This window comes from Neorhizobium sp. USDA 3394 (assembly GCF_056280385.1).
The window spans coordinates 3,397,426-3,421,674 of sequence record NZ_JBWCDU010000001.1; the positions used below are offsets into that span (position 1 = coordinate 3,397,426).

The 24,249-nt window shown below is 61.9% G+C and carries 30 protein-coding genes; 20 read left to right on the forward strand and 10 right to left on the reverse strand.

Annotated elements, in window-relative coordinates; translation table 11 throughout:
- Window positions 1-34: 34 nt before the first annotated feature.
- From guaA to ACZ9EJ_RS16785, 3 genes are all read left to right on the forward strand, one after another.
- Window positions 35-1,612, forward strand: coding sequence for a glutamine-hydrolyzing GMP synthase (guaA, locus tag ACZ9EJ_RS16775; RefSeq protein ID WP_046639731.1), 1,578 nt, complete (start codon window positions 35-37; stop codon window positions 1,610-1,612).
- Between the two features lie 254 nt (window positions 1,613-1,866).
- Entirely contained in the window at window positions 1,867-2,436 is a 570-nt protein-coding gene (locus tag ACZ9EJ_RS16780) for a TetR/AcrR family transcriptional regulator (RefSeq protein WP_046639730.1), read from the forward strand.
- Window positions 2,437-2,484: 48 nt separating this feature from the next.
- Window positions 2,485-3,402 carry an oxidoreductase gene (locus ACZ9EJ_RS16785; RefSeq protein WP_046639729.1) on the forward strand — a complete coding sequence of 306 codons (918 nt, stop codon included), beginning with the start codon at window positions 2,485-2,487 and terminating at the stop codon, window positions 3,400-3,402.
- A gap of 46 nt (window positions 3,403-3,448) precedes the next feature.
- Here ACZ9EJ_RS16785 and ACZ9EJ_RS16790 read toward each other — a convergent pair whose 3' ends face one another.
- Window positions 3,449-4,006 carry a methylated-DNA--[protein]-cysteine S-methyltransferase gene (locus ACZ9EJ_RS16790; protein WP_046639728.1) on the reverse strand — a complete coding sequence of 186 codons (558 nt, stop codon included), beginning with the start codon at window positions 4,004-4,006 and terminating at the stop codon, window positions 3,449-3,451.
- Window positions 4,007-4,521: 515 nt separating this feature from the next.
- Here ACZ9EJ_RS16790 and ACZ9EJ_RS16795 point away from each other — a divergent pair.
- The gene (locus ACZ9EJ_RS16795; RefSeq protein ID WP_052764553.1) at window positions 4,522-5,085 is read left to right on the forward strand and encodes a 2'-5' RNA ligase family protein; all 564 of its coding nucleotides are present in this window, start codon (window positions 4,522-4,524) and stop codon (window positions 5,083-5,085) included.
- 76 nt (window positions 5,086-5,161) lie between these two features.
- On the forward strand, window positions 5,162-5,644 hold the full coding sequence (locus ACZ9EJ_RS16800) for a VOC family protein (protein ID WP_046639727.1): 483 nt from the start codon (window positions 5,162-5,164) through the stop codon (window positions 5,642-5,644).
- 19 nt (window positions 5,645-5,663) lie between these two features.
- Here the strand turns inward: ACZ9EJ_RS16800 and ACZ9EJ_RS16805 are convergent, their stop codons facing one another.
- Together ACZ9EJ_RS16805 and ACZ9EJ_RS16810 are read right to left on the reverse strand one after the other, a co-directional pair.
- The gene (locus ACZ9EJ_RS16805) at window positions 5,664-7,106 is read right to left on the reverse strand and encodes a methyl-accepting chemotaxis protein (RefSeq protein WP_046639726.1); all 1,443 of its coding nucleotides are present in this window, start codon (window positions 7,104-7,106) and stop codon (window positions 5,664-5,666) included.
- 132 nt (window positions 7,107-7,238) lie between these two features.
- Window positions 7,239-7,403 carry a hypothetical protein gene (locus tag ACZ9EJ_RS16810; RefSeq protein ID WP_251090421.1) on the reverse strand — a complete coding sequence of 55 codons (165 nt, stop codon included), beginning with the start codon at window positions 7,401-7,403 and terminating at the stop codon, window positions 7,239-7,241.
- Window positions 7,404-7,577: 174 nt separating this feature from the next.
- Between ACZ9EJ_RS16810 and ACZ9EJ_RS16815 the strand changes: the two genes are divergently transcribed.
- From ACZ9EJ_RS16815 to ACZ9EJ_RS16825, 3 genes are read left to right on the forward strand one after another with little or no spacing between them, the layout of a single operon-like run.
- Window positions 7,578-7,931: an ArsC family reductase gene (locus ACZ9EJ_RS16815; RefSeq protein WP_046627815.1), complete on the forward strand. Its 354-nt coding sequence runs from the start codon at window positions 7,578-7,580 to the stop codon at window positions 7,929-7,931.
- 15 nt (window positions 7,932-7,946) lie between these two features.
- The gene (gene ybaK / locus ACZ9EJ_RS16820; RefSeq protein ID WP_046627812.1) at window positions 7,947-8,420 is read left to right on the forward strand and encodes a Cys-tRNA(Pro) deacylase; all 474 of its coding nucleotides are present in this window, start codon (window positions 7,947-7,949) and stop codon (window positions 8,418-8,420) included.
- Between the two features lie 8 nt (window positions 8,421-8,428).
- The gene (locus ACZ9EJ_RS16825) at window positions 8,429-9,316 is read left to right on the forward strand and encodes an MBL fold metallo-hydrolase (protein ID WP_046639839.1); all 888 of its coding nucleotides are present in this window, start codon (window positions 8,429-8,431) and stop codon (window positions 9,314-9,316) included.
- Between the two features lie 18 nt (window positions 9,317-9,334).
- On the opposite strand, the gene ACZ9EJ_RS16830 is transcribed toward ACZ9EJ_RS16825, so the two are convergent.
- Window positions 9,335-10,144 (reverse strand): hypothetical protein, encoded by an 810-nt coding sequence (locus ACZ9EJ_RS16830; protein WP_251090422.1) that lies wholly within the window; start codon window positions 10,142-10,144, stop codon window positions 9,335-9,337.
- Between the two features lie 79 nt (window positions 10,145-10,223).
- On the opposite strand from ACZ9EJ_RS16830, the gene ACZ9EJ_RS16835 reads away from it, so the two are divergent.
- The 4 genes from ACZ9EJ_RS16835 (at window position 10,224) to ACZ9EJ_RS16850 (ending at window position 13,162) form a co-directional block, all read left to right on the forward strand.
- Complete coding sequence (locus ACZ9EJ_RS16835; RefSeq protein ID WP_046639724.1) at window positions 10,224-11,477, forward strand: aminopeptidase; 1,254 nt, start codon at window positions 10,224-10,226, stop codon at window positions 11,475-11,477.
- A gap of 50 nt (window positions 11,478-11,527) precedes the next feature.
- The gene (locus tag ACZ9EJ_RS16840; protein WP_046628511.1) at window positions 11,528-11,824 is read left to right on the forward strand and encodes a type II toxin-antitoxin system RelE/ParE family toxin; all 297 of its coding nucleotides are present in this window, start codon (window positions 11,528-11,530) and stop codon (window positions 11,822-11,824) included.
- Window positions 11,824-12,111, forward strand: a complete 288-nt coding sequence (locus tag ACZ9EJ_RS16845; RefSeq protein ID WP_046639723.1) for an addiction module antidote protein — start codon at window positions 11,824-11,826, stop codon at window positions 12,109-12,111. The genes ACZ9EJ_RS16840 and ACZ9EJ_RS16845 overlap by 1 nt, the downstream gene beginning before the upstream one ends.
- Window positions 12,112-12,220: 109 nt before the next feature.
- Window positions 12,221-13,162 carry a cyclase family protein gene (locus ACZ9EJ_RS16850; protein WP_046639722.1) on the forward strand — a complete coding sequence of 314 codons (942 nt, stop codon included), beginning with the start codon at window positions 12,221-12,223 and terminating at the stop codon, window positions 13,160-13,162.
- Here ACZ9EJ_RS16850 and ACZ9EJ_RS16855 read toward each other — a convergent pair whose 3' ends face one another.
- The 3 genes from ACZ9EJ_RS16855 to ACZ9EJ_RS16865 are packed head-to-tail and all read right to left on the reverse strand — an operon-like array spanning window position 13,163 to window position 15,540.
- Complete coding sequence (locus ACZ9EJ_RS16855; protein ID WP_046639721.1) at window positions 13,163-13,756, reverse strand: NAD(P)H-dependent oxidoreductase; 594 nt, start codon at window positions 13,754-13,756, stop codon at window positions 13,163-13,165. It abuts the gene before it with no gap.
- Complete coding sequence (gene xseA, locus ACZ9EJ_RS16860) at window positions 13,756-15,363, reverse strand: exodeoxyribonuclease VII large subunit (protein ID WP_046639720.1); 1,608 nt, start codon at window positions 15,361-15,363, stop codon at window positions 13,756-13,758. Before xseA ends, ACZ9EJ_RS16855 begins: the two co-directional genes overlap by 1 nt.
- Before the next feature lie 9 nt (window positions 15,364-15,372).
- Window positions 15,373-15,540 (reverse strand): hypothetical protein, encoded by a 168-nt coding sequence (locus tag ACZ9EJ_RS16865; RefSeq protein WP_255742833.1) that lies wholly within the window; start codon window positions 15,538-15,540, stop codon window positions 15,373-15,375.
- A gap of 127 nt (window positions 15,541-15,667) precedes the next feature.
- On the opposite strand from ACZ9EJ_RS16865, the gene ACZ9EJ_RS16870 reads away from it, so the two are divergent.
- From ACZ9EJ_RS16870 to ACZ9EJ_RS16880, 3 genes are all read left to right on the forward strand, one after another.
- Window positions 15,668-15,931 (forward strand): spike base protein, RCAP_Rcc01079 family, encoded by a 264-nt coding sequence (locus tag ACZ9EJ_RS16870; RefSeq protein ID WP_046639719.1) that lies wholly within the window; start codon window positions 15,668-15,670, stop codon window positions 15,929-15,931.
- A gap of 18 nt (window positions 15,932-15,949) precedes the next feature.
- The gene (locus ACZ9EJ_RS16875) at window positions 15,950-16,225 is read left to right on the forward strand and encodes a hypothetical protein (protein ID WP_046639718.1); all 276 of its coding nucleotides are present in this window, start codon (window positions 15,950-15,952) and stop codon (window positions 16,223-16,225) included.
- 140 nt (window positions 16,226-16,365) lie between these two features.
- A complete protein-coding gene (locus ACZ9EJ_RS16880) occupies window positions 16,366-16,596 on the forward strand; it encodes a hypothetical protein (RefSeq protein ID WP_046627791.1) in 231 nt (76 codons plus the stop codon).
- Between the two features lie 16 nt (window positions 16,597-16,612).
- Here the strand turns inward: ACZ9EJ_RS16880 and ACZ9EJ_RS16885 are convergent, their stop codons facing one another.
- Complete coding sequence (locus ACZ9EJ_RS16885) at window positions 16,613-18,454, reverse strand: hypothetical protein (RefSeq protein ID WP_251090423.1); 1,842 nt, start codon at window positions 18,452-18,454, stop codon at window positions 16,613-16,615.
- A gap of 137 nt (window positions 18,455-18,591) precedes the next feature.
- On the opposite strand from ACZ9EJ_RS16885, the gene ACZ9EJ_RS16890 reads away from it, so the two are divergent.
- Entirely contained in the window at window positions 18,592-19,590 is a 999-nt protein-coding gene (locus tag ACZ9EJ_RS16890; protein WP_046639838.1) for a glycosyltransferase, read from the forward strand.
- Complete coding sequence (locus tag ACZ9EJ_RS16895) at window positions 19,587-19,961, forward strand: GtrA family protein (RefSeq protein ID WP_046639716.1); 375 nt, start codon at window positions 19,587-19,589, stop codon at window positions 19,959-19,961. The genes ACZ9EJ_RS16890 and ACZ9EJ_RS16895 overlap by 4 nt, the downstream gene beginning before the upstream one ends.
- Before the next feature lie 6 nt (window positions 19,962-19,967).
- On the opposite strand, the gene ACZ9EJ_RS16900 is transcribed toward ACZ9EJ_RS16895, so the two are convergent.
- On the reverse strand, window positions 19,968-20,954 hold the full coding sequence (locus ACZ9EJ_RS16900; RefSeq protein ID WP_046639715.1) for a Gfo/Idh/MocA family protein: 987 nt from the start codon (window positions 20,952-20,954) through the stop codon (window positions 19,968-19,970).
- A 191-nt stretch (window positions 20,955-21,145) separates the two neighbouring features.
- On the opposite strand from ACZ9EJ_RS16900, the gene ACZ9EJ_RS16905 reads away from it, so the two are divergent.
- From ACZ9EJ_RS16905 to ACZ9EJ_RS16915, 3 genes are all read left to right on the forward strand, one after another.
- Complete coding sequence (locus ACZ9EJ_RS16905) at window positions 21,146-22,096, forward strand: aldo/keto reductase (protein ID WP_046639714.1); 951 nt, start codon at window positions 21,146-21,148, stop codon at window positions 22,094-22,096.
- A gap of 62 nt (window positions 22,097-22,158) precedes the next feature.
- The gene (locus tag ACZ9EJ_RS16910) at window positions 22,159-23,154 is read left to right on the forward strand and encodes an aldo/keto reductase (RefSeq protein ID WP_046639713.1); all 996 of its coding nucleotides are present in this window, start codon (window positions 22,159-22,161) and stop codon (window positions 23,152-23,154) included.
- Window positions 23,155-23,230: 76 nt separating this feature from the next.
- The gene (locus tag ACZ9EJ_RS16915) at window positions 23,231-23,590 is read left to right on the forward strand and encodes a nuclear transport factor 2 family protein (protein ID WP_046639712.1); all 360 of its coding nucleotides are present in this window, start codon (window positions 23,231-23,233) and stop codon (window positions 23,588-23,590) included.
- A gap of 15 nt (window positions 23,591-23,605) precedes the next feature.
- Here the strand turns inward: ACZ9EJ_RS16915 and ACZ9EJ_RS16920 are convergent, their stop codons facing one another.
- Window positions 23,606-24,223 (reverse strand): hypothetical protein, encoded by a 618-nt coding sequence (locus ACZ9EJ_RS16920; RefSeq protein ID WP_046639711.1) that lies wholly within the window; start codon window positions 24,221-24,223, stop codon window positions 23,606-23,608.
- Window positions 24,224-24,249: the final 26 nt, after the last annotated feature.

Here is a 24,249-nt window from a genome sequence, read left to right on the forward strand (position 1 = left end):
TGCCAGAAAGGGGAAGTTTCTTTAAAGGCTCGGCATGACCCAGATAGCTCATCCCGACAGCATTCTCATCATCGATTTCGGCAGCCAGGTGACGCAGCTCATCGCGCGTCGCATCCGTGAAGCCGGCGTCTACTGCGAAATCCACCCCTTCCAGAACGCCGGCGCGGCGTTCGAGAGGCTTAAGCCCAAGGGCGTGATCTTCTCCGGCGGCCCGGCATCGGTCACCACCGAAGGCAGCCCCCGCGCTCCACAGGCGGTGTTCGACAGCGGCGTTCCGATCCTCGGCATCTGTTACGGCCAGCAGACGCTCGCGACCCAGCTCGGCGGTGTCGTCGAAGGCGGGCACGCAGCGGAATTCGGCCGCGCCGATGTGGAGATCAAGGCCAAGAGCCCGCTGTTTGAAGGTTTCTGGGAGGTCGGCGGCCGGTATCCAGTCTGGATGAGCCATGGCGACCGCGTCACCCAGCTTCCCGAAGGTTTCGAAGTCATCGCGACCTCGGAAAACGCACCTTTCGCGATCGCGGCCGACGAGAGCCGGCACTATTACACCACCATGTTCCACCCGGAAGTGGTGCACACGCCCGACGGCGCCAAGCTGCTCTCCAATTTCGTGCACAAGATCGTCGGCCTGAAGTCCGACTGGACGATGGCTGCCTATCGCGCCGAGATGATCCGCAAGATCCGCGAACAGGTCGGCAAGGAACGGGTGATCTGCGGCCTTTCCGGCGGCGTCGATTCCTCCGTCGCGGCCGTGCTGATCCATGAGGCGGTCGGCGACCAGCTGACCTGCATCTATGTCGACCACGGCCTGATGCGGATGGGCGAGACCGAGCAGGTCGTCGGCATGTTCCGCGACCACTACAACATCCCGCTTGTCCATGTGGACGCTTCCGATCTGTTCCTCGGCCAGCTCGAGGGCGTCACCGACCCGGAAGTGAAGCGCAAGACGATCGGCCGGCTGTTCATCGAGGTGTTCGAGGCGGAAGCCGCCAAGATCGCCGCCGACGGCAAGGGATCTCCGGCATTTCTCGCCCAGGGCACGCTCTATCCGGACGTGATCGAAAGCGTCTCCTTCTCCGGGGGGCCTTCGGTCACCATCAAGAGCCACCACAATGTCGGCGGCCTGCCCGAGCGGATGAACATGAAGCTGGTCGAGCCGCTTCGCGAACTGTTCAAGGACGAGGTGCGGGCACTCGGCCGCGAGCTCGGCCTGCCGGAAAGCTTCATCGGCCGCCATCCCTTCCCGGGTCCGGGCCTCGCGATCCGCTGCCCCGGCGGCGTCACCCGCGAAAAGCTCGACATCCTGCGCAAGGCGGACGCGATCTATCTCGACGAAATCCGTAAGGCCGGTCTCTACGACACGATCTGGCAGGCATTCGCCGTGCTCCTGCCGGTGCAGACGGTCGGCGTCATGGGCGACTACCGCACCTACGACTTCGTCTGTGCGCTTCGCGCCGTCACCTCGGTCGACGGCATGACCGCGGATTTCTATCCCTACGACATGAACTTCCTCGGCCGCACGGCCACCCGCATCATCAACGAAGTCCGCGGCATCAACCGCGTCGTCTACGACGTGACCAGCAAGCCGCCCGGCACGATCGAGTGGGAGTGACGGGAGCGTAGTTTCGCATACTGCGGGAAACTGTGTCGTGGTGTAGGCGGTCTACACGTCTCGACAGATACCGAATAATGTCCGCTTGGGAGACTTTGTGCTCGGTCCGCTTCGGAGCGACGCCCATGGAGATTAGCGGACATTCCTGCTTGGGAGTCGTGAGCCTCGAAGATGCGGGCCGCGTCCCTTGACGAATATCATACCATCCTCTACATAATTGAGTATCCACTCACTCAATATCGTTGCACGGAAATATGGCACGTCCCCTCAGTGAAGAAAAACGACAGGCACTGCTCGATGCAGCGGCCGAGCTCGTCGCGAACCTTGGCACAGGCGCATCCACGGCCAAGATCGCAAAGGCTGCTGGCGTGTCTGAAGGAACGCTTTTCACTTACTTTCCAACCAAGGACGATCTGCTCAACCAGCTCTTTCTCGAGATCGAGGCCGATCTTACAGAGACGATGCTGGCGCCCTATCCGGCGGGCGCCTCCGCCAAAGACCGACTATTCGCGGTCTGGAACCGTCTGATTGACTGGGGACTGGCCCACGCCATAGAGCGCAAGGCCCTTCGCCAATTGAAGGTGTCGGATCGCGTCACGGCGGAAAGCCGGAACCGGTGCCACGCCATGCTGCGGGATGCGCGGACGATGGTGGAGGAGTGTCTCGCCGGCCATGCCGCGCCTGACAGGATCGCCTTTTACATCGATACCATTCTCTTCGACCTGGCCGACATCAGCATCAACGCGGTCACAGCCAAGCCTCAGGAAAGTGACGCCATCCGGCAGGCCGGATTCGACCTGTTCTGGAACGGGTCCGCCGCCTGAATTTTAACCAATAAATGAGTATGTAATCACTCATATGAAGGATCGAAAATGTTTAACAGCAAGGGTTTCACCGAAGCCAACGTCCCCCAACAGGCGGGAAAAAGCTTCATAGTCACAGGCGCCAATGCCGGCGTAGGATTCGAAATCGCGCGGGTGCTTGCCGCCAGGGGCGCGCGCGTCCTGCTTGGCTGCCGCGAGCAGGCCAGGGCGCAGGATGCCATCGCGCGGATCAAGCGGATCACGCCGAACGCCGATCTCGTCTGGTTGCCGCTGGACCTCGGTGACCTCGACAGCGTTCGCACCGCAGCCGAGATCGCCGCGAGGGAGCCTCGGATCGATGCGCTCATCAACAATGCCGGGATCATGAACCCGCCGCTGACGCGCACGAAGCAGGGATTCGAATCGCAGTTCGGCATCAATCATCTCGGCGTGTTCGCGCTCACCTCGCTGCTCCTGCCGAAGCTGGCGGAGACGCCGGGAGCGCGGGTGGTCGTGACCTCGAGCGTCGCGCATCTGAAGGCCAAGATCGACTGGGACGATCTCAACGCCGACAAGAGCTACGTCAAGACCGATCGCTACGGCGCCAGCAAGCTGGCGAACGCGCTGTTCTTCTTCGAACTGGATCGTCGCCTGCGCGCGGCGAAGTCACCCGTCACAGCGATCGGCATCCACCCTGGCATCGCCAGTACAAGTCTTGGCCGTCACATGGGGCTGATCCGGATCGTAGGCCCAATCGTCGGCCTGTTGCTCAATAGCGCCGACAAGGGCGCGTGGCCGGCACTTCTGGCTGCGACCGGCAAGGTGAAGCCCGGAGGCTATTATGGTCCCACCGGCTTTGGCGGAATCCGCGGTGTAGCCGGCGAAGCAAGGCGCGCGCCGCATGCCGAAAATCCCGCGCTTTCGAAGCGGCTCTGGGACGTCTCCATCGCCATGACCGGCGTCGATCCAGGCTTGCCGGCCGTCTGACCCAAGCGAGCAGGTGGTTGGCGATAGAGGAGCGTGGACGAATGTTTCAGAACCCGAGGGATTGCTGTGCCGGCTCCGGCGGTGTCAGGCGCACGCCTTCGAGTTCCAGCATGCGGGTCTTAGAGGTCGAGCCGCCCGGAGCCGAGAACCCACCGATCTTGCCACCGGCGGCAAGCACGCGGTGGCATGGAATGATCAGCGCCACGGGGTTTTTCGCCATCGCCTGGCCGACATCGCGAGCCACCTCAGGACCGGCGCCGAGCTGCTTGGCGATCGCGCCATAGGTCGTCGTATGCCCCCAGCCGATCCGGCGGGCCGCTGCATAGATCTGCTTGAAAAAATCATCCTGCTCTTCGAGATCGAGTTTGACCTTCGAGAAATCGACTTCTTCGCCTGCAAAATAACGCTTCACGGCATCGACAGCCTCCAGAACATCGGCCGGCGGGGTACCCGGCTCGGCCTTTGGCAGCCGTCGCAGCAGCAGCTTTTCGGTCGAATCCCCGCTCCTGGTCGGGAGCTGGAAACGCGTGATACCGACCTCGTTCCAGGCGATGCCGCAGAAGCCGCCTGCTGTTTCAAAAATCAGGTATTGATGCGTTGTCATGAGGAAACCTCCGCATTTGGATTGACCTTAAAATCGTGCCTTGAGCCCGAGGATTCAACCCGTTTCTTGCCTGCAGGGCTATGTTCTCACAGAACTGTCGGTTCAAGCTCCTTGGCCGCTTCTCAAATTTTCCCCATGAGCGGAGCGCAGGCATTGGCTGGAAAAGCATGCGACTGGCGGCGGCGAAGGCTGGATCCTGCCGGCTGGTGCGACGGGTATCTGCGAATACGACGATGCGCTGTCTTTCCAGGCTTGAAGTGTCGGAAAACATGCTCGCCGACATGGGCTCCGAACGTTCGGACTTCCGGCTTGCGATTAACCATGATTGCAATTGTTCCTTGTTTGTTCTTTACTCTTCCAAGGAGTCCCGCTAGGTTTCACGCAACGGCATGAGGTCGCATTACTATGACGGTAGCAAGATGAGCTTGCGCAAGCACGCTGGCCAGCCTTCGCTCCCCTTTGGCGAAGGCTGGCTTTCAAAACCGCCCCCGCCTGCCCGGCGCAGGAGCAAGCTCATGTTCGTGCTCAAGCCGTCCGCTCCCCTCGGTCTGGTCATGCATGGCGACGCAATGATCCACGCGACGAACGAGAATACCCGCGATGCCTATCCCGCCGATCTTCTCCACATGAGCCTGCTCTGCATGGAACAGTTCGAAGAGCCGCCCATGTCGCTTATCGAGGCCGCCAAACTGGTCGCAGCCAGTCTCCAGGCGAGACCTGTCCCGATCACGCTCGACAGCAGCGCCCTGTTCGGAGGCAAGCGTCATCTTGCCCTCTACCGCGCCTTGGGCAATCCTTTGGTCGTCCAGTTCGCGCAGATGCTGCGCCGCGCGCTCACCCGTCACAACCTTCCGAACTGCTGGATGGCGGACACTACGCCGCATGTCACGCTGATCTATGGCTGCGGGCGCATAGAACCCATGCCCATCGAGCGGAATTATGCCTGGATCGCCGGCGAGTTCATGCTGGTCTACAGCCATTACGGCGAAACCCGGCACGAGGAATTCGGAAGATGGAGCTTCGATCCGAATGCTCCTGCCTATCCGACGCGGCCGGAACAGCTGCGCATGATGATCTGAAAGAACTTTGCCAGGCGTGTCGGATCGGCGGACGCCTGAGCGTCCTATGGACGGTCGCCCATTTAAGGAGAGAACAATGGCCATCCAGAAGCAGAGGATCGTCCCACATCTCTGGTTCAACAACAACGCGGAAGAAGCCGTCAATTTCTACATCTCGGTATTCGAGAACTCGAAGATCACCGATGTCTCGCGTTATGGCGATGCCGGTCCCGGACTCAAGGGTTCGGTGATGGCGATGGGCTTCGAGCTCGAGGGCCAGAATTTCGCGGCGATCAACGGCGGACCCTGGGCGAAGTTCAACGGCACGGTATCCTTCCTTGTCCATTGCGAGACGCAGGACGAGATCGACCACTATTACGACAAGCTCGTCGAGGGTGGCCAGCAACAGCCGTGCGGCTGGCTGACGGATCGTTTCGGGCTGGTCTGGCAGGTCACTTACACCAGGATGCCGAAAATGCTGACGGATAGCGACAGCGCCCGCGCCCATCGCGTCATGCAGGCGATGTTCTCGATGAAGAAGATCCATATTGCCGAGCTGGACGCGGCCTACGCGGGATGACCGACGCCGCCTCCCGATATCAGACTTTGATAGCGAGACGCAGACCGCCCCAATGGCGCCCGTTGACGGTGATCGGGGCGGAAATGTCCTTCATCAGCACGAACTCACCGCCGCCCATGTCGCGGCGGTAGGTCTGCAGCAGGAAAGGCTCCTTGTTGCGGCCTGCCGCCAAGCCCACGCGGTCGTTGAAGATGCGTCGGTTGCGGCAGTTGGCGGTATTCCAGGTCACGTCGCCCGGACGCTGGCGCTGCGAGAATTTTCGATTGTGGGTCGGCAGGTAGCCGTTTTCATCTATTGCGGCGCAGAACGCGACCCGCGCATCGCTTTCTGCCGCCCGTTCCTGGATAGGCGGCAGCACGGTATCGGTGAATTCCGTAAAGCGCGTCATGTACTGGACAGGGTCGCTACCGGGGATCGCAACATATTGCCGGTCGAACAATGCGCCAAGATCGACGCGACCGGATTTTACGCCTGCCTCGAAGGCGGACGAAACCTCGGCGGCATAGGCCATGACCGCACGGATATGGGGCGTGTCCGGGGTCTCTATGCCGGCACTCGCCGTCGTCTGGATCATCCGTTCGGAAATCGTCACCACCTCTCCGACGCGGGACGAGGTCTGCTGCAACTGATCATTGGATTTCAGGATCGCGCTTGCCGCGGAAGCAATCGACGAGGCAAATTCGCCGCATTGCCTGTCGACCGTTTCCGTCGTTCCGGCGAGCGAGGACGCCTTGTCGAGGATCTGAGTCATGACGCCTTCGACGCCCTTGAACGAGCCCTGAACCTTCATCGCGGTCGTCTTGACGCCCTCGGCCGACTGGCTGGCACCTTCGCCGGCCATTACCAGCTTGTCGATGCGGCTGTTCAACTGATCGAGCGTGGCCTGGATCGAACTGGTGGTCTGGGAGGTTTGCAGCGACAGCGCCCGTACCTCCGCGGCAACCACGGCAAAACCCTTGCCGGCTTCGCCCGCACGCGCCGCTTCGATTGCGGCATTCAATGCCAGAAGGTTCGTCTGCCGGGCGATCATGCCGATCGCATCCGCCAAACGTCCAACGTCTCCGAGCGCCGTGGAAAACAGCTTGATCTCGGCGCCGATTTCCTGGGACGCATGCACCATGTGATCGATCGCGGTGATCGAGCCGGAAAGCTGTTCGGCCTGCTCGCCGAGCACCTTGCGCGCGTTCGCAGTCAGCTTGTCGGATTCCTGGAGGGAGCGGGCAACGTGGCCGTTGGCGTCCGCGATCGATTGAGCGGACTGCGTCAGGCGGCCAAGCAATGTGGCGTGTGCGGAAGATTGCGCCGCCGTATCCTGGATGGCACCGGCAATATCGACCAGATGAAGGCCGAGCGCGGAAGCCTCGTTCGCCAGTTTTGCTACGGACCGCTTCAATATTTCGCCGTCGACAGGCATAGGCCCCGACGGCGCTTCTTCCCTGACAACCTGCCCGACCAAATCCATACCTCCCGGAATATTAGGGGAATATAGGATGCCATGGTTAACGGACAGTTTCCGCGGGTACTCCGAAAAGTCTTATACTTAAGGCTGAGATGCAAAGCCCCTTCCCCGCCAAACAGGGCAGGGAAAGACTGATTAGCCGAGACGATCGAAAGCCTTCGGGTCGATACCGAGGGTGGTCAGGTCGCGGTGGCTCGGGCGGCGATGGTTTTCCACGGCGGCCGAAACCGAGATTGCGGCGCTCATAACTGCGAAGGCGCGGCCAATGGCGCTGCCACGGATTTTCTTCTGTACGGACATGTGAAACTCTCCTTTTTCGTTCTGCTAAAATATGATGCCTGTGCTGTTCTTGTGCAATGCACAACGAAACAGGGGAGCCATGCAACTGTCACATAACAACGGTTAACCACGCCGAAAGGCTTGCACGGCAAGGGGTGCCCTTGGTATCGGTCGAGCCGAAATGAAGAGGCTTCGATGGCAATCACGATCTACGGCATCAAGAACTGCGACACGATGAAGAAGGCGCGCGACTGGCTCGACCGCAAGGGCGTCGCTTACACTTTTCACGACTACAAGGCCGAGGGCATCGACCGTGCTCATCTAGATACCTGGACGGACAGGGCCGGCTGGGAGATCGTGCTCAACCGAGCCGGCACCACGTTCAAGAAAATCGATGAAGCAGACAAGACGGACCTCGATCGCGAGAAGGCGATCACCCTGATGCTTGCCCAGCCTTCGATGATCAAGCGGCCGGTGCTGGAAGCGGACGGGAAGCTTATCGTCGGTTTCAAGCCGGAGGTTTATGAAGAGGCATTCGCCGGTATCTGAAACCAGGATTCATCCATGTCCAAGGCAACCCGCGCTACCCAGATGCTCGAAAAGGCAGGCGTCGCCTTCGCCACTGTCACCTATGAATACGATCCGAATGCGGACCGGATCGGGATGCAGGCGGCGGAGGCGATCGGCGAGGAGCCGCGTCGCGTCTTGAAAACGCTGATGGCGGAGGTGGACGGCAGGGCGGTCTGCGTCGTGGTGCCGTCGGACCACGAGGTTTCTATGAAGAAGCTCGCGGCCGCATTCGGTGGCAAATCTGCGAGCATGATGAAGCCCGCCGATGCGGAACGGGCGACCGGCTATCATGTCGGCGGCATCAGCCCCTTCGGTCAGAAGAAGCTCGTGCCGACCGCGATCGAGATCACCGCGCTCGACGAGCCGCATGTCTTCATCAATGGCGGCCAGCGCGGATTGCAGGTGCGACTGGACCCGAAGGCAGCCCGCGATGCCCTGAAGGCGGTCGCTGCGCCGCTGGTGGCGTGAATGCGATCATGAGTGAAAAGACCTCGACCCTTCGAATTCTCGAGCCTTATCCGGGGATCTTTGCCTATTACGACGGCCGGGTGCCTGGCAAACGGCTGCATGCGAAAACCGCGAACTGGCTGGATGACGGCGCCTATTCGCTCGGCGTCGCGTCCTATGCGATCGTCGATCAGGGCGAGGCGCTGGTCTATGACACGCATATCTCGCTCGACCACGCCAAGGCGATCCGCACCCATCTGGAGGGGCTCGGCGTTACCAAGATCCGCGTCGTGCTCAGCCACTGGCACAAGGATCATATTGCTGGAAACGCCATCTTTGCCGATTGCGAAATCATCGCGCTGACGCTGACGGCCGAGAAGCTGAAAGAAAACCGGGAGAAGATCGAAAGCGCCAACCCGCCGATCTCACCCCTCGTTTTGCCGACCACCCTGTTCGACCGCCGGTTGGACCTGACGGTCGGCACACGCCGGATCGAACTCCACCATTTCGCCATCCATAGCGCCGACGGCAACGTGGTCTGGATGCCGGACGAACGGCTTCTGCTTGCGGGCGACACGCTGGAAGACACCGCCACCTATATTTCGGAGGCCGCCGAAATCGGCACGCATATCGCGGAGCTCGCCCGGATGGCCTCCTGGCCGATCGCAAAAATCCTGCCGGCGCACGGCGATGCGGAGCGGATTGCGTCGGGCGGTTATGGGCCGGACCTCATCGGTGCCAACCGCGCCTATCTGCGCCACATGGCGGGCGCAATCGCCGCAGGTCAGGATATCGACCCCTCCTTGAAATCATTCGTCTCGGAGGAAATCGCCTCGGGCGCCGTGCTCTATTTCGCGCCCTACGAGGAGGTTCATGCCAGCAACATCTCCGCGCTCAAAGCGGCGCTGTTTCGCTGAGCGGGCATTGTCCCATCGTCACGGCCACTTTGCCGACCATTGTTTGAGAGCGGCGAGCGCCGGTGCTGGCCATCTGCGGACCGCTGGACGCAGGATGATCTTCTTACCCGCAGGCTTCCAGGCGAGGTAGAGCTTTCGCGCCGAAATATCCGCGGCGATCAGTGCCTCCGCCTCGGTGCACATATGCGGCGTGCAGGCCTCGCCGATATAGAAGCCGTTTCTGAACGCACCGCTGCCAGGCCCGGTGATGGAACGCTCGAACTCCTGCCTATGTTCGCCGAGCATTACATTTGCCGCCTCGGCAATCGGCCCGATGCCGAGGAGGTCGGACGGATGCCCCGCCTTCTTCATGTCATCCCACCCCATCGTGGCGTTCGGCTGGAAGGCCACCTTGCCGGCCTCGGCGAAGCCTTTTTCGGGCGTCCAGGTCCAGCGCAGGCTCGGCTGGCCGGCAACCGCCTGCGTCGCAAGCAGAAGATGGCCGTCTTCCGCGGTGATCGAGGCGGCGCCGCGGCAATCGTCTATCGGCTCATCGACCCGCGGCTCTTCCCCCTGCGGGAACGACACGACAAGAGGCGAGCCTGGGCAGGCGTTGCCACCGTCCGAACTCACCACCACGACGAACGGCACACCTGCGACCAGACCTATATTGTCGATCAGCAGGAACCGGTTGGAATGGACTTGCCGGCCGTCGATCGTCAGTTTCTCCTGATCGTCATCGGATGCGATGGCCACCTGATGATCGAACATGGTGGCCGCAAAGTCGGCCGAGAGAGCGGGAGAAGCCGAGGCGGCCGAGAGAGCGGCGCACAGCCAGACGGTTTTCATGAACATCTATCCCTCAGCTTCAATTTTGCCCCAAACCTCTTTAAGTCTCTTCGATCACAGAAATCAGGTGAGGTCTAACATGACAATCGTGCCGAATTTTCAAACTGTCGTCGATCCTCAAAAGCTCGAGAAGCTGGCGGAAGTCGCCATCAAGGTGGGCTTGCGCCTCGAGAAGGGCCAGGATCTGGTGATTACGGCACCGATCGCCGCTCTGCCGCTCGTGCGGCTCCTCACCAAACACGCCTATATCGCCGGCGCCGGCATCGTGTCGACCTTTTATTCCGACGAGGAGACGACGCTCGCGCGCTACGAATACGCGTCCGATGCAAGCTTCGACAAGGCGTCCGATTGGCTTTACGACGGCATGGCCAAGGCTTATGCCAACGGTGCCGCGCGGCTTGCCATCTCCGGCGACAATCCGATGATGCTCTCGGGACAAGACCCGTCCAAGGTGGCGCGCGCCAACAAGGCCAATTCCATGGCCTATAAGCCGGCGCTCGAAAAGATCGCCAATTTCGACATCAACTGGAACATCGTTTCCTACCCCAACCCCTCCTGGGCGCGCCAGGTATTCCCGGACGTTCCGGAAGACGTCGCGGTCGGCAAGCTGGCGGACGCGATCTTCGCCGCCTCACGCGTCGATCTCGCCGATCCGATCGCGGCCTGGGCCGAACACAACGGAAATCTCAAGAAGCGCTCGACATGGCTGAATGGCGAGCGCTTTTCGGCGCTCCACTTTACCGGCCCGGGCACCGACCTGACGGTCGGGCTTGCCGACGGCCACGAATGGCATGGCGGCGCCTCGACGGCCAAGAACGGCATTACCTGCAACCCGAACATCCCGACGGAAGAAGTCTTCACCACGCCGCATGCGCTGAAGGTCGAAGGCCATGTTTCCAGCACCAAGCCGCTCTCCCACCAGGGCACGCTGATCGACAATATCCAGGTAAAGTTCGAAGGCGGCCGGATCGTCGAGGCGAAGGCTTCGAAGGGCGAGGAAGTGCTGAACAAGGTGCTCGATACCGACGAAGGCGCCCGCCGGCTCGGCGAAGTGGCGCTGGTGCCGCATTCCTCCCCGATCTCCAAGAGCGGCATCCTGTTCTACAACACCCTGTTCGATGAAAACGCCTCCTGCCACATCGCGCTCGGCCAGTGCTATTCGAAGTGCTTCCTCGACGGTGCGTCGCTCAGCCAGGACCAGATCAAGGCCCAGGGCGGCAATTCGAGCCTGATCCACATCGACTGGATGATCGGCTCCGACAAGGTCGACATCGACGGCCTGCGCGCCGACGGCTCGAAGGTGCCGGTGATGCGCAAGGGCGAGTGGGCCTGATAAGCTCATGATCCGTTGACCACATGTAGTTTTTAAACTACATGTGGTCCGTGTTCGAGCTCAAGCAGACGGAAACGTTTCTGAAATGGCGCACGCGTCTGAAGGACGAACGGGCTCGCGCACTGATTGCCTCGCGCCTGGACCGGCTCGCTTTCGGGCATGCTGGTGATGCGGCTCCCGTTGGTGACGGTGTCAGCGAACTGCGCATTCACCACGGCCCGGGCTACCGCATCTACTTTCAGCAGCGTGGCAATGTCCTGATCGTTCTGCTCTGTGGCGGCGACAAAAGCAGCCAGGCAAAGGACATCAGGGCTGCAAAGCGACTCGCGATGGAATGGAGTGAGTAATGGCTGAGAAACTGACCGCTTATGATCCAGCCGAAGACTTGGGCTCCGATCAGGCGATTGCGGCATTTATGGCCGAAGCTTTCGAAACGGCTGATGCGGCCTATATTGCGCACGCCTTGGGCGTGGTCGCCCGCGCCAAGGGGATGATGCAGATTGCCAAGGACACCGGCCTTTCCCGAGAGCAGCTCTACCGGTCCTTCAGCGCCACCGGCAACCCGACGCTCAAGACGACGATTGCAGTGATGAAATCGTTGGGGATCGAGCTGACTGCCAAGGTCCATTCCTGATTTCCCGGCAGAGTTGACTTTCCCTCTTCTACGGCAGGAAACTGGTCGTGCCCGCACACTTGATGTGTCGGCTCACGCCGATCAGGACAATCCGAAAAGAGGGAACAGCATGCCCATTTCTCTTATGCGTCTGGCTGCACCGCTTGGCGCGACACTTCTCGCCATTGCCTCCGTTACCAGCGTCTCCGCCCAGGAGCCCGGTCTCTGGAGGGTCTATAACGAGACCCTGAAGGGCGCCAAATACGTGGACCTCACCCACACGATCACGCCGAATATCCCGGTATGGGCGGGCTTCGGCAAATCGGCCTTCGGTCAGGCTGCGGCCGGTGTCGATCTGGATGGCTATGCCAAGAAGGGCGACACCTTTACCTACGAGAAGCATGGTTTCGCCGCATCCACCTACAACCTCGCGACCGACCAGCTCGGTACGCAGCTCGATCCGCCGGCCCATTGGGCGCCGGAATATGCGGCGATCGACGAACTTCCCGCCACCTATGCCGTGCGGCCTCTCGTCGTCATCAATATCGAGGACAAGGTGAAGACCGATGCCGGCTATCACCTGCAGGTCTCCGACATCACCGATTTCGAGAAGAAGAACGGCAGGATCCCGGAAGGCTCGGTCGTCTTCGTGCGCTCCGGCTGGTACAAGAAATGGCCGGATCCGTCGCTTTCCACCACGAAGCCGTTTCCCGGCGTCAGCCTCGATGCATTGAAATTCCTGCATCTGGAGCGAAAGATCCTGTTTCACGGCCACGAGCCGCTCGATACCGATACGACACCTAACCTCGAAGGCGAATACTGGCTGATGCACAACGGGTTCGCGCAGGCAGAAGGCGTGGCGAACCTCGACAAGGTGCCGGAAACGGGTGCGCTGGTGGCGATCGGCTATCCGAAATTCGGCGGCGGCGTTGGCGGCTATGCCCGCTATATCGCTATATGCCCACCGGACTGGCAATTCGGCGTGACGATCGGCTCGGTCCCGGAGGCTCCACTGCAGAAATTCGACAAGCCGCTGCATTTCGACGAGAAGGCGGGCATGCGGGTGCGCTGACTACCGCAAGGATTGGAGCGCGGCCTTGACGCGCTCCAGATGCCGACCGCGCCTGTCTGCCGTGGCGCGGTCCATGTCGTGCAGCGCCAGCATGCGGAATTCGGCCTTTCTGTTGCAGAAGACCGCGATGCCGCGCTTGAGTTGGCGGCGCACGGGATCGCCCATGTAGAACTTCACCACCCACCAGGGCGAACCCGTGGTCGTGAAGACCCAGAAATGGCGGATGTTGGTGAGCAGCGGGACGATCCTTCCGCCCGCCTTGTCGTGACGGAAGGCGACGCCCGGCGCAAAGACCCGGTCGAAGAAACCCTTCAGCACCGCCGGCAGGTTGAACCACCATTGCGGGAAGACCAATATCAGCGCCTCGGCCTTCTGCAGCCGCGCCACCAGATCCGCTACCTCGGACGTGTCGTAGGGCACATCGAAATAAGCGCGCCGTTCGCGTTCCGTCAGGCGCGGATCGAAATTCTCCGCATAAAGATCGAGCAGATCGACCGTGTGGCCGTTCGCCTCCAGGGTCTCACGCGCCAAACGGGCAACCGAATGCGCAAAGCTTTCCGGCAGCGGATGGGAAAGCACCAGGAGGACGTGCATCAGAAGAGCGTGCCCTGTTTCGGCGCGTCTCCGGTCGGCTCCGACTTGGCGGCCCGCTTCCTGGGCTGAGACGACACGGCGGACGGAACCGCAGGATCGCCACCCTCGCCCGTCACCGCCGTAATCCGCCCGTCGGCGAATTCCACGGAGATACCCTGCCCCTCGCCAATGCCGGCGGCGCGCGTCAGCGGCCGGTCGTCCTCGCCGCGCACCACGGCAAAGCCGCGCTTCAGCACGTTCTTGTAGGAGAGCGATTGCAGAACGCGATCCTGTGCGGCGATTGCCGCACGGCTGCGTATCAGCGTGTGCGAAATCGCCGTGTCCGCATGGCGGGCCATCGACGCGAGGTGCTGGCGCTCGCGCTGCAACTGGCCGAGCAGCCTTGCAGGAAGCGCCGAAAGCGAAGCGCCGGCCTTGGCGACGCGGTTGTTCTCCTTCAGCAGTTGCCGCTCCAGGCAGCGGTCGCTGCGCGTCAGCCGGTCGGCCAGCAATTGCCGCTGCTGGGCAAGACGGCTGGTCAGGAGCTCCAGCCGAAGACCGGATGATGCCCGCTCGAAACTGCGGCGCTTGACCACCGTCGTGCGCTCCAGCCCGCGGCCGAGACCAGCCGCCGCCTCGTCGAAACGCCGGCGCGGCAAGGCGAGCAACTGGTCGATGGACGGCAGCGCGCGGACCAGCGCCCGCACCGACTGGCGGCTCTGGTCCATCTGGCGGCTGGTGGCGCTGCGAAGGCGAGCTGTGAGATTGGCGACCTGCGCTTCGAGGTCCGCCTTGACGGGCACGGCCATTTCGGCGGCACCCGTCGGCGTCGGCGCACGGACATCGGCGGCGTGATCGATCAGCGTCCAGTCGGTTTCGTGGCCGACGGCCGAGATCAGCGGGATCTCGCTGTCCGCCGCGGCGCGCACCACCGCCTCGTCATTGAAGCTCCAGAGGTCTTCGAGACTGCCGCCGCCACGCGCGACGATCAGCACGTCCGGCCGCTTGATCGGCCCACCGAATGCCATCGCATTGAAGCCGCGAATCGCGGCCGCCACCTCGTCACCCGATCCTTCACCCTGCACCTTGACCGGCCAGACGATGACGTGCACCGGAAACCGGTCGGCTATGCGATGCAGGATATCGCGGATGACCGCGCCGGTCGGCGAGGTCACGACGCCGATCACCCGCGGCAGGAAGGGAAGAAGCTGCTTGCGGCTCTGGTCGAACAGGCCCTCGGCGCCCAGCCGCCGGCGGCGTTCTTCGAGAAGCGCCATCAGCGCGCCCGCACCCGCCGGCTCCAGGTTCTCGATGACGATCTGGTATTTTGAGGAACCAGGGAAGGTCGTGATCTTGCCGGTGGCGATCACTTCCATACCCTCTTCCGGGCGGAATTTGATCCGCGGGAAGCTGCCCTTCCAGATCACGGCGTCGATCCGGGCGCGATCGTCCTTCAGCGAGAAATAGGCGTGGCCGGAGGAATGCTGGCCGCGATAACCGGAGATCTCGCCGCGCACGCGCACGTGGTCGAACGCGTTCTCGACCGTGCGCTTGATCGAGCCGGACAGTTCCGACACCGAAAACTCGGTGAGGTTCGTGGGCGAATCGTTGTCGAGCAAACTGGTCATCCTTTTCTTCTAAAGGAAGAGCGTGGCGATTTCACCAGTACCAGGCAACCGAAACGGGGATGAAGCGCCCGCGAAAAAAGCCGTTTCGAACGGCTCTTTCGATGATGCGTTGAAGCCGAGCCGGTCGGCCGATCGTGCCCAAGCATTTGACGCTGCATCTTTTCTTTTGCCGGACACGCTACATCTCCTTCTCCGGAGATGCAGGAAACTTCCGGCGCGGCGCTTTTTTTAAAGCTTCGCATTTTCCCCGCCGGAGAGAGGAGGGCGACAATGACGGCAAGCGATATTCAAGGAGATCTCGTCCATGCCAGACCGTTTCGCCAATACGCAAGCCTCTCTTTCCGGCCCCGCCGCCTCCGGATTTTCGATCACGCCCAGCGACAGCTCAGACCTGCCGGAGACGACGCGCGCGCTCTATGTGGGGACCGGCGGGCATCTGTCCGTCCGCATGTTGTCCGGCGAAACGCTGGCACTTTCGAACGTGCCGGCTGGCGGCCTGCTTCCGTTGCGGGTGACCCGCGTGTTCGCAACCGGCACGACGGCGGCGGCGATCACCGGGCTCGTCTAAGGGGAACGGTGGTCCGCAATGCGGCGTGAACCCTTGCTGCTGCGCTTCGAGGACAGGCAGCAAGCGATGTCCGTGCTCGGCGAGATCCGTATAGCGTTTGATGCCGTATCTGGTGACGGCATCATCCGCAAGCCGACGGGCGAAACGGCCGAATTCGAGGGCGAGGTCGTCGCCCTCACCTGCCCGGTTTCGGGCTACCATGTCCGGCTGGTCTGGCGAGGCGAAGAACTGCCTTGTTCATTGACGCCATATCTTGTGGATGCCGGCGCCTCTAGCAAGAACCAGAGCCATTGAACATGGCCACGCGGCACCGAATCAGGTCGTATCACAGCCATCGCGTGGCGCATGGATGCCTGCCACGCTGGAACGAAAGCATTTATTAGCAAATCGCTAATAGGCTCAGTTTCACTGAAGGCCGATGAGGAGTTATCCCAGTGCTTTTCCTGACCGCTGCATCGATAGGCATTTGCGTCGGCATGATGCGGTCCGCGTTCTCGACCGCTTTCATTGCCGTCATGATCACCGCGACATTTGCGCTTGCGACCGCCGTATCACCCGGCCCGGCGTCCTTTTTCAATCTTCTGATCGCCGTCCTCGGCTACAATGCCGGACTGATTGCGTTCCTCGCCGGTCTTTTCGCCCTGGATGCCCGCCGCGAGGCATAAGGCACTTCATCCACGATCAATTCTTGTCCGGCAGCACCCTGTAGAGACGGAAGCCGCTTTGGCTCGGTTGTCCGAACGGCTGCAGATAGTCGGGCACCTGGCCGCGGGCGAGATTGGCATAGAGCCCGTCCGGCTTGCGCCTGATCAGCGCATCGGTCTGCGGATCGGTCTTGCAGAAGGCCAGCGCCGTCACGCCGGCCCCTCTCATGAAGGCCTTCGCCTCGCCCGGCTGGGCGAGACCGATATAGAGTTCGGTCAGCATGCCTTTCTGGTTGCGATGGTAGGGTGCCGTCAGGACCCTGTGAGGGGTCCAGCGCAGGATATCCGCCCCGCTGTTCGAGGGCGCGGCTATGACGCCCGCAGGCAATGTGTTCAACACGGCCATATCCGCCGGATCGCCGCACTCGCCGACTTCGCCATCGGACATGCCGGCACTCGAAAGCGCCCGCATGTCGGCCGCCTGCTTCCAGCCATGCACCGCAAGGACGCCGCCCAGGGCCCAGACCACCGGCACGGACATCAGCACCGTGCTGACATAGGCAAAGGCGGCACTGGGACTTTCCGGATCGGCTGCGGAGGCGCGCCGCAGATCGGTGATCAGCAGCGACAACGGCAGGATGGCCAGCATGTTGGAGAAGAAAGCGCCACGCACCTGCAGCAACGCGATCCCCCATGATGCCCCGGTCAGCGCGAGAAGCACGAGATGCAGTTCGGTCTCTTCGCGCCTCAGGCTGCGGACAAGGCAGACGACGATCGCAAAAAGCCCGACGGCGTAGAACCCGCCCACCATTTCCGGTTCGGTCTGGGCCTCGGCCAGAAACGAGCGCGCCTCCGTCACGCCGTTCAACCAAAGCTCGAGCAACAGCGGGTCGAGCGTGCTCAACGGATCGGCAAGGCATTGCGGCGCGATGATGCGTGCGGTCAGAAGAAGCAGACCGCCGGTGCCGCCGGCCAGGGCGATGCGGACGATACGATCGGGTTGCCTCGGCAGGCTCGCGAGGAGAAACAGCGCCGCTCCTCCGAGGGCGGAAAGCGTATAGAAGCCGAGCGAGAAGTTGTCGCAGGTGACGACCGCATAGGCACGCGCGGGTATCGTCAGGAAGAAGGCCGCCGAGACGGACAGCGCGAGCGACAGGCCGAAGAAACGGGCTGGTCGGGAAAATGCCTGGCCGTGCCAAACCCACAGAAGCGCGACGCACACACAGGCGACGGCAACAAAAGGTGTCGTTTCGGCGCCAATCGCCAATGCCAGTGCACAGGCGATGGCAGCGACAATATAACTTGATGCCCGCCTCCGCGGATCGACCAGCATGGCAGCGATCCACATCACAAGCATAAGCTGGACGTTGTGATGGTCGATGGACCCGGGCTTGAAGCGGACGCAGCCGAGGACGAAGAGCGCGCCGAGGCCAAGTGCGATATGCATGGCCGCAACACCGGCCAAGCGGCGGACAGCCAGGCCAAGCGGCAGCAGCAGAAGCGGCACCAGAAGGAGAGGCCAGATCGTGACGACGACCGCCTCGGCCTTGTCCGGGGTGAGGAAGAGCGAAAACAGCCGGATCAGCAGCGCGATCGGCAGATCGATCAACCGAGACCAGTGCATCAACGTGCCGCCCTCGAGACCGAGCCGGTACTGGGTGAGATCGAACCAGTTCTGGCCGCCGAGAAAATCCCTGACCTCGACGAGCCGCATGACGTCGTCATTGTCAGCCCCGACGTAATCGGTCGCACCAGGGAGAAAAAACGAGAGAGCCGCAATGGCGACGATGGCCGTGTAAAGGGCAACCGCCGGCAGAAGCTGCGACAACAGCGGCACGGCGGACTGGTCTGTCGCCCTCGATAAGGATCTGTCTGCCATGTTTTCCGTCATCTTGGTGCGGACTTTTCGCCTGTTTCGAAGGTCGAGGAAACCTAGCCTTAACCTTCCCAAGAAATAGTAAAGCCTGCGGCACGGGAGACTCCCGCGTTCGGTTTTCAGTGTATCGAGTGAACAACATGACCGACGCCCTGACCGGCCATTTCGACATCGCCATCCTGCTGCCCTGTTACAACGAAGCCGTGACCATCGCCGGCGTCGTGCGCGGCTTTCGCGAGGCACTTCCGGGTGCGCGGGTCTATGTCTACGACAACAATTCCACGGATGGCACCGCACTTCAGGCCATGCTGGCGGGCGCCCTGGTGATGCGCGAGCGCCGGCAGGGCAAGGGCCATGTGGTGCGCCGCATGTTCGCCGACATCGAGGCGGACGTCTACATCATGGCCGATGGCGACGGCACCTATGCGCCGCAGGACGCGGAAGAGCTTGTCCGCACGCTTTTGACCGAGCGCGCCGACATGGTGGTCGGCACCCGCCGCGGGGTGCATGCGGATGCGGGGCGGCAGGGTCATGCGGCCGGCAACCGGCTGTTCAACTTCCTCTACCGGACGATGTTCGCTTCCGACTTCACCGACATCTTCTCCGGTTACCGCGCCTTCTCGCGCCGGTTCGTCAAGAGCTTTCCGGCCGTCTCTGGCGGCTTCGAGATCGAGACCGAGATGTCGGTGCATGCCTCGCTGCTGAAGCTGCCGGTCTGCGAGATCGAACTCGACTACGGAAGGCGCCCGGAAGGCTCGCATTCCAAGCTCTCGACCTTCAAGGACGGCGCCAAGATCCTCTGGATGTTCGCCATGCTGATGAAGGAAACCCGGCCGTTCGCGTTTTTCGGCCTGATCAGCGGCGCCTTCATGGCGGCAAGCCTGATCTTCATGGCCCCCGTCCTCGTCGCCTATTTCCAGACCGGCCTCGTGGAGCGGATGCCCACCTGGGTCTTCTCGCTGGTGCTGATGCTGGTTTCGCTGTTAATCTTCACCGCCGGGCTGATCCTCGATTCCGTGTCCCGCGCCCGCGCCGAACAGCTCCGCATCCACTATATGAGCCTGCCTCAACGAATCGCAGCAACTCCGCCCGAAACCCTACCTGTCCGGCGCAGCAAGGCCGGTAAAACCGCCGCATGAAACGTCTCTTCTGGTTTCTGATCGCTGGCGGCGGCGGTTTTCTCCTGGATGCAGGGGTTACTTATGTCCTGATCGAATTCTCGGGCTTCGGTCCGTTTCTCGCCCGCATTCCGGCAATCATGACCGCCATGGCCTTCACCTGGCTCGTCAATAGGAGCCTTACGTTTGGCTCCTCCGGACATCCGCTTGTCACCGAAGGCTTCCGTTATTGGGCAGTCGGCGCGACGTCGGCGGTCGTCAACTACGCTATTTATTCGGTACTCATGTACCGCGCGCCACTCCTGCAGCCGGTTATTGCGGTGATCTTCGCTTCGCTCTCCGCGATGGCCTACAGCTTCTTTGGCTATTCGCGCTTTGTCTTCCGGCAATAATGTCGTTCAGACCTTTTCCCAGCCGTCGTGCCCGCCGGCGCGATAGATGGCGTCGATGAACTTCTGGTTCGCCAGCGAGTTCTCGAGCGTCACGACTTCGACCGGCTCGCCCCTGGCGGCCTTTGCGAAGGCCTCCGCCTGGCGCTTGTATTGCCGGCTGTCGGGGAAGCGGAAGATCTGCGACACCGCGTGGTTCTGGTTGGTGAGCTCGATTTCCTCGGCGCCCCAGCGGCCGGCATTGAAGGGCGACTTGACCTCGATGTAACCCTCGGTGCCGTGGAAGACCATCAGCTGGCGGGCCGCCATCTGGGTCGCGATATAGAACGTCATTTCGAACGAACCGAAATCCGCCTTGACGCTGGAATAAATATCCGTGCCGAAACCCGGATCGCGCTCCACGCGCGCCTGCACCCGTTGCGGTTCCTGGCCGGTGACGAAGCGGGTGGTGATCGTCGGGTAGACACCGATATCCGGCAGAGCGCCGCCCCCGAGTTCCGGGATGTTGCGCATGTTGGACGGGTCGCGGTTGAAATAGCTGAACGAGCCCTGCACGTGTTTCAGCTCGCCGATCGCCTTTTGGCTCAGGAGTTCGCGCACTTTCAGCCACACCGGCGCGTAAGTGACCATGAACGCTTCGCAGATCAGCTTGCCGGTACGGTCGCGCACCCTGATCAGGTCCTCGATCTCGCTCGCCTTGATGGCGATCGGCTTTTCGGACAGCACATGCTTGCCGGCTTCGGCGGCCTTGATCGACCATTCGACATGCTGGCTGGACGGCAGCGGGATATAGACGGCGTCGATGACGTCGGACGCGAGCATCTCGTCGTAGGAGCCAAAGGCATGCGGGGCGCCGAAACGGTCGGCGAGCGCCCGCGCCTTGGCGAGATCACGGCTGGCAATCGCGGTGACGACGCAATTTTCCGCGTCCTGGATCGCCGGCACCACCTGCTCATGGCCAATCTTGGCAGTCGACAGGATTCCGAAACGCAGCATGTGAGCCTCCCTATGGCGTTGTTGCCGCACCTTATTGGCCTGCCGACACCCACGCAACGGCACGCCGGATGCGGTGCTTGAAAAAGTGATCGTCCGCCCAAAATAGGGACTGGTCGGCGGCGGAACATCGGCTAATCTCGGGCTCCTTTCTCAGGCTCATCCACTCACTTAATAAATTTTGGAGGAATATCATGGAGCTGCGCGCACTCGGCCGGACCGGCCTTTCCATTTCGCCCGTCGTTCTCGGCTGCAACGTTTTCGGCTGGACCGCCGACGAGAGGACCTCCTTCGACGTTCTAGACCGTTTCTTCGACGCCGGCTTCAACACTGTCGATACTGCCGATTCCTATAATCGCTGGGTGCCAGGCCATGTCGGCGGCGAGTCCGAGGCGATCATCGGCAACTGGCTGAAGAGCGGTGGCATTTCCCGCGACAAGGCGGTCATCGTCACCAAGGTCGGTTCGGATATGGGCCAGGGCAAGAAAGACCTGTCGGCCAAGTGGATCCTCGAAGAGGTCGAAAATTCCCTGCGCCGCCTGCAGACCGACTATATCGACCTCTACCTCGCCCACTGGCCGGACGACACCGTCGGCCACGAGGAAACGCTCGGCGCCTTCGCCAAGCTGAAGGAACAGGGCAAGATCCGTGCGATCGGCTGCTCCAACTACGACGCCAAGCTGCTGCAGGAGAGCTTCGAGGCCGCGGCCAAAGTCGGCCTGCCCCGCTATGACGTGCTGCAGCCGCAATACAATCTCTATGACCGCGATACGTTCGAAGGCCCGCTTGCCGACCTTTGCGTCAGCCAGGAGATCGGCGTCATCAACTATTACGGCCTCGCCTCCGGCTTCCTCACCGGCAAGTATCGCGACAAGGCCGACACCGAAGGCAAGGCACGCGGTGGCCGGGCGCTCGGTTATCTCAACGACAAGGGCCTGCGCATCCTCGCAGCTCTCGACGAGGTCTCGGTCGAGACCAATGCCGAGCCCGCCTCGATCGCGCTCGCGTGGCTCATCCAGACCCGCGGCGTCACCGCGCCGATCGCCAGCGCCACCAGCGTCGGCCAGCTCGACGCGATCATCGCTGCCGGCAACCTGACGCTCTCGGCCGACCAGATGAAACTGCTCAACGAAGCCGGCGCATGATCCATCCGGCGGGCGGCCACGAGACGCCCGTCAGTTTTCGACGATCACAAAAGGAGGCTCTCATGAAAATGAGGAAGCTTGGAAAAGAACTGACCGTTTCGACCGTCGGCCTCGGCTGCATGGGCATGAGCCACGGTTACGGCGGCCAGGACGAACAGGAAGCGATCAGGACGCTGCACCGCGCCGTCGATCTCGGCGTCAACTTCTTCGACACGGCGGAAGTCTACGGCCCTTTCAAGAACGAGGAACTGCTCGGCAAGGGCCTGAAGCCTTTCCGCGACAAGGTCGTCATCGCCACCAAGTTCGGGTTCAAGATCGATCCGAATGCGTCTGACGCCAAAGCGATGTCCGGCCTCGACAGCCGGCCCGAACATGTGCGCGAAGTGGCCGAGGCCTCGCTGAGACGCCTCGGCGTCGAGGTGATCGACCTCTTTTACCAGCACCGTGTCGATCCCAACGTGCCGATCGAAGACACCGTCGGCGCGATGGCCGACCTGGTCAGGCAAGGCAAGGTGCGTGCGCTCGGGCTTTCCGAAGCCGGTGCCGCCGCCATCCGCCGCGCCCATGCGGTCCATCCGATCACCGCCCTGCAGAGCGAATATTCGCTCTGGACCCGCGAGCCGGAAGGCGAGATCCTCGACACCTGCCGCGAACTCGATATCGGTTTCGTGCCGTTCAGCCCGCTCGGCCGCGGTTTCCTCACCGGCAAGATCCAGAAGCCGGAGGATTTCGGCCCCGCCGACTTCCGCAACACGCTGCCGCGCTTCAGCGCCGAGAACATGGCCGCCAACGCCGCCCTGGTGAAGATGCTGGAGGATATGGCCGCCCGGAAGGGCGTCACCGCCGCGCAACTGGCGCTCGCCTGGGTTCTCGCGCAGGGCGATTTCATCGTGCCGATCCCAGGCGCGCGAAAGATCCCGCATCTGGAGCAGAATGTTGCCGCGACGGAGATTTCGCTCTCGGCGGACGAGCTGAAGACGCTCGGTGATCTGCTGGCGCCGGAAAAATTCTCCGGCACCCGCTATGCGGCGCAGGCGATGGCCTGGACCAATCGTTAAGTTTACTCTTGCTAACGCAACCTTGGATTTCCATCTTCTCGTGTTAGCATGATGGAGCTAACACGGGAGGAGATCGATGTCCGAGGAGCGGGCCGTTCAGGCGGTGATCCATCTCTATGTGGACGGAATGACGTTTGCGCATGAAGCGGCGCTTCGGAAGGCCTTTCATCCGAAAGCGTGCATCATCGGCAATTACGATGGCGCGGTCGAGTGGCTGTCGCTTGACGATTTCATCGGGGCGGTCACCTCGGAAGGTGCAGCCCCCGCCGGCACGCAGCCGCTGATCCAGATCGAAACGCTCGACGTCACCGGCGATGCGGCAACGGTCAAGGTCGTCGATCAGTTCGCCGGCATGCGGTTCTCGGATTACCTCTCGCTGCTGAAGATCGACGGCCGCTGGATGATCGTCAACAAGCTCTATCACCTGCATTCCTGAACGGTCCGCTATCGCTTACCGTTTAAGCACAGGAAACCCGAGGTAGTGCTCGGAATGATCGCCTTCGTTGTTGGGCATTCCGATCTTGGTGAGGACACCGCGTGGCTCAGCGAAACTGCGGATCCGCCGGGCGGGCTTTTCATGCCACTGGATGTTCATCGCCCAGAGTTTCGGGAAGACCATGATCGACGAGTAAGGCAGGTGGTCGTGGATCCACCAAGCCATCTTCTGCCAATCGCCCTCCTCGTGATGGTTGTCGATCAGCCATGGGAAGACGACGCAGGCGGTGGCGCCCATGAAGCCCCTGGCATCGCGCCGGTCCCAGATGTGATCGGCGGCGGTATTGGCATTAGAGGAGCAGTTGAGGTTGTTCTTGTTGCCGAATTCGTTGACCTTGGCGCAGCGATAACCGGAGCGCAGGTGCAACCGCCCGAAGTTCGCCTGCAGCGGTTCCAGCAGTTCCTCGCAAAGATGGCGGCCAGCCTCGATCGCCAGATCCGGGTCCTCCGGCATGTTCGGGATGGCGTAGAAATTGGCGATCTCCGAAAACAGGAAATCGCGGAAGAAGAAGTTCTTCGACAGCCGCACCCGGCCGAGTTCCTCAAGCCCCTTCATCGATCCCGGCGTGCGCATCCTTAGCCTCCCGAAAACTTCTCTGA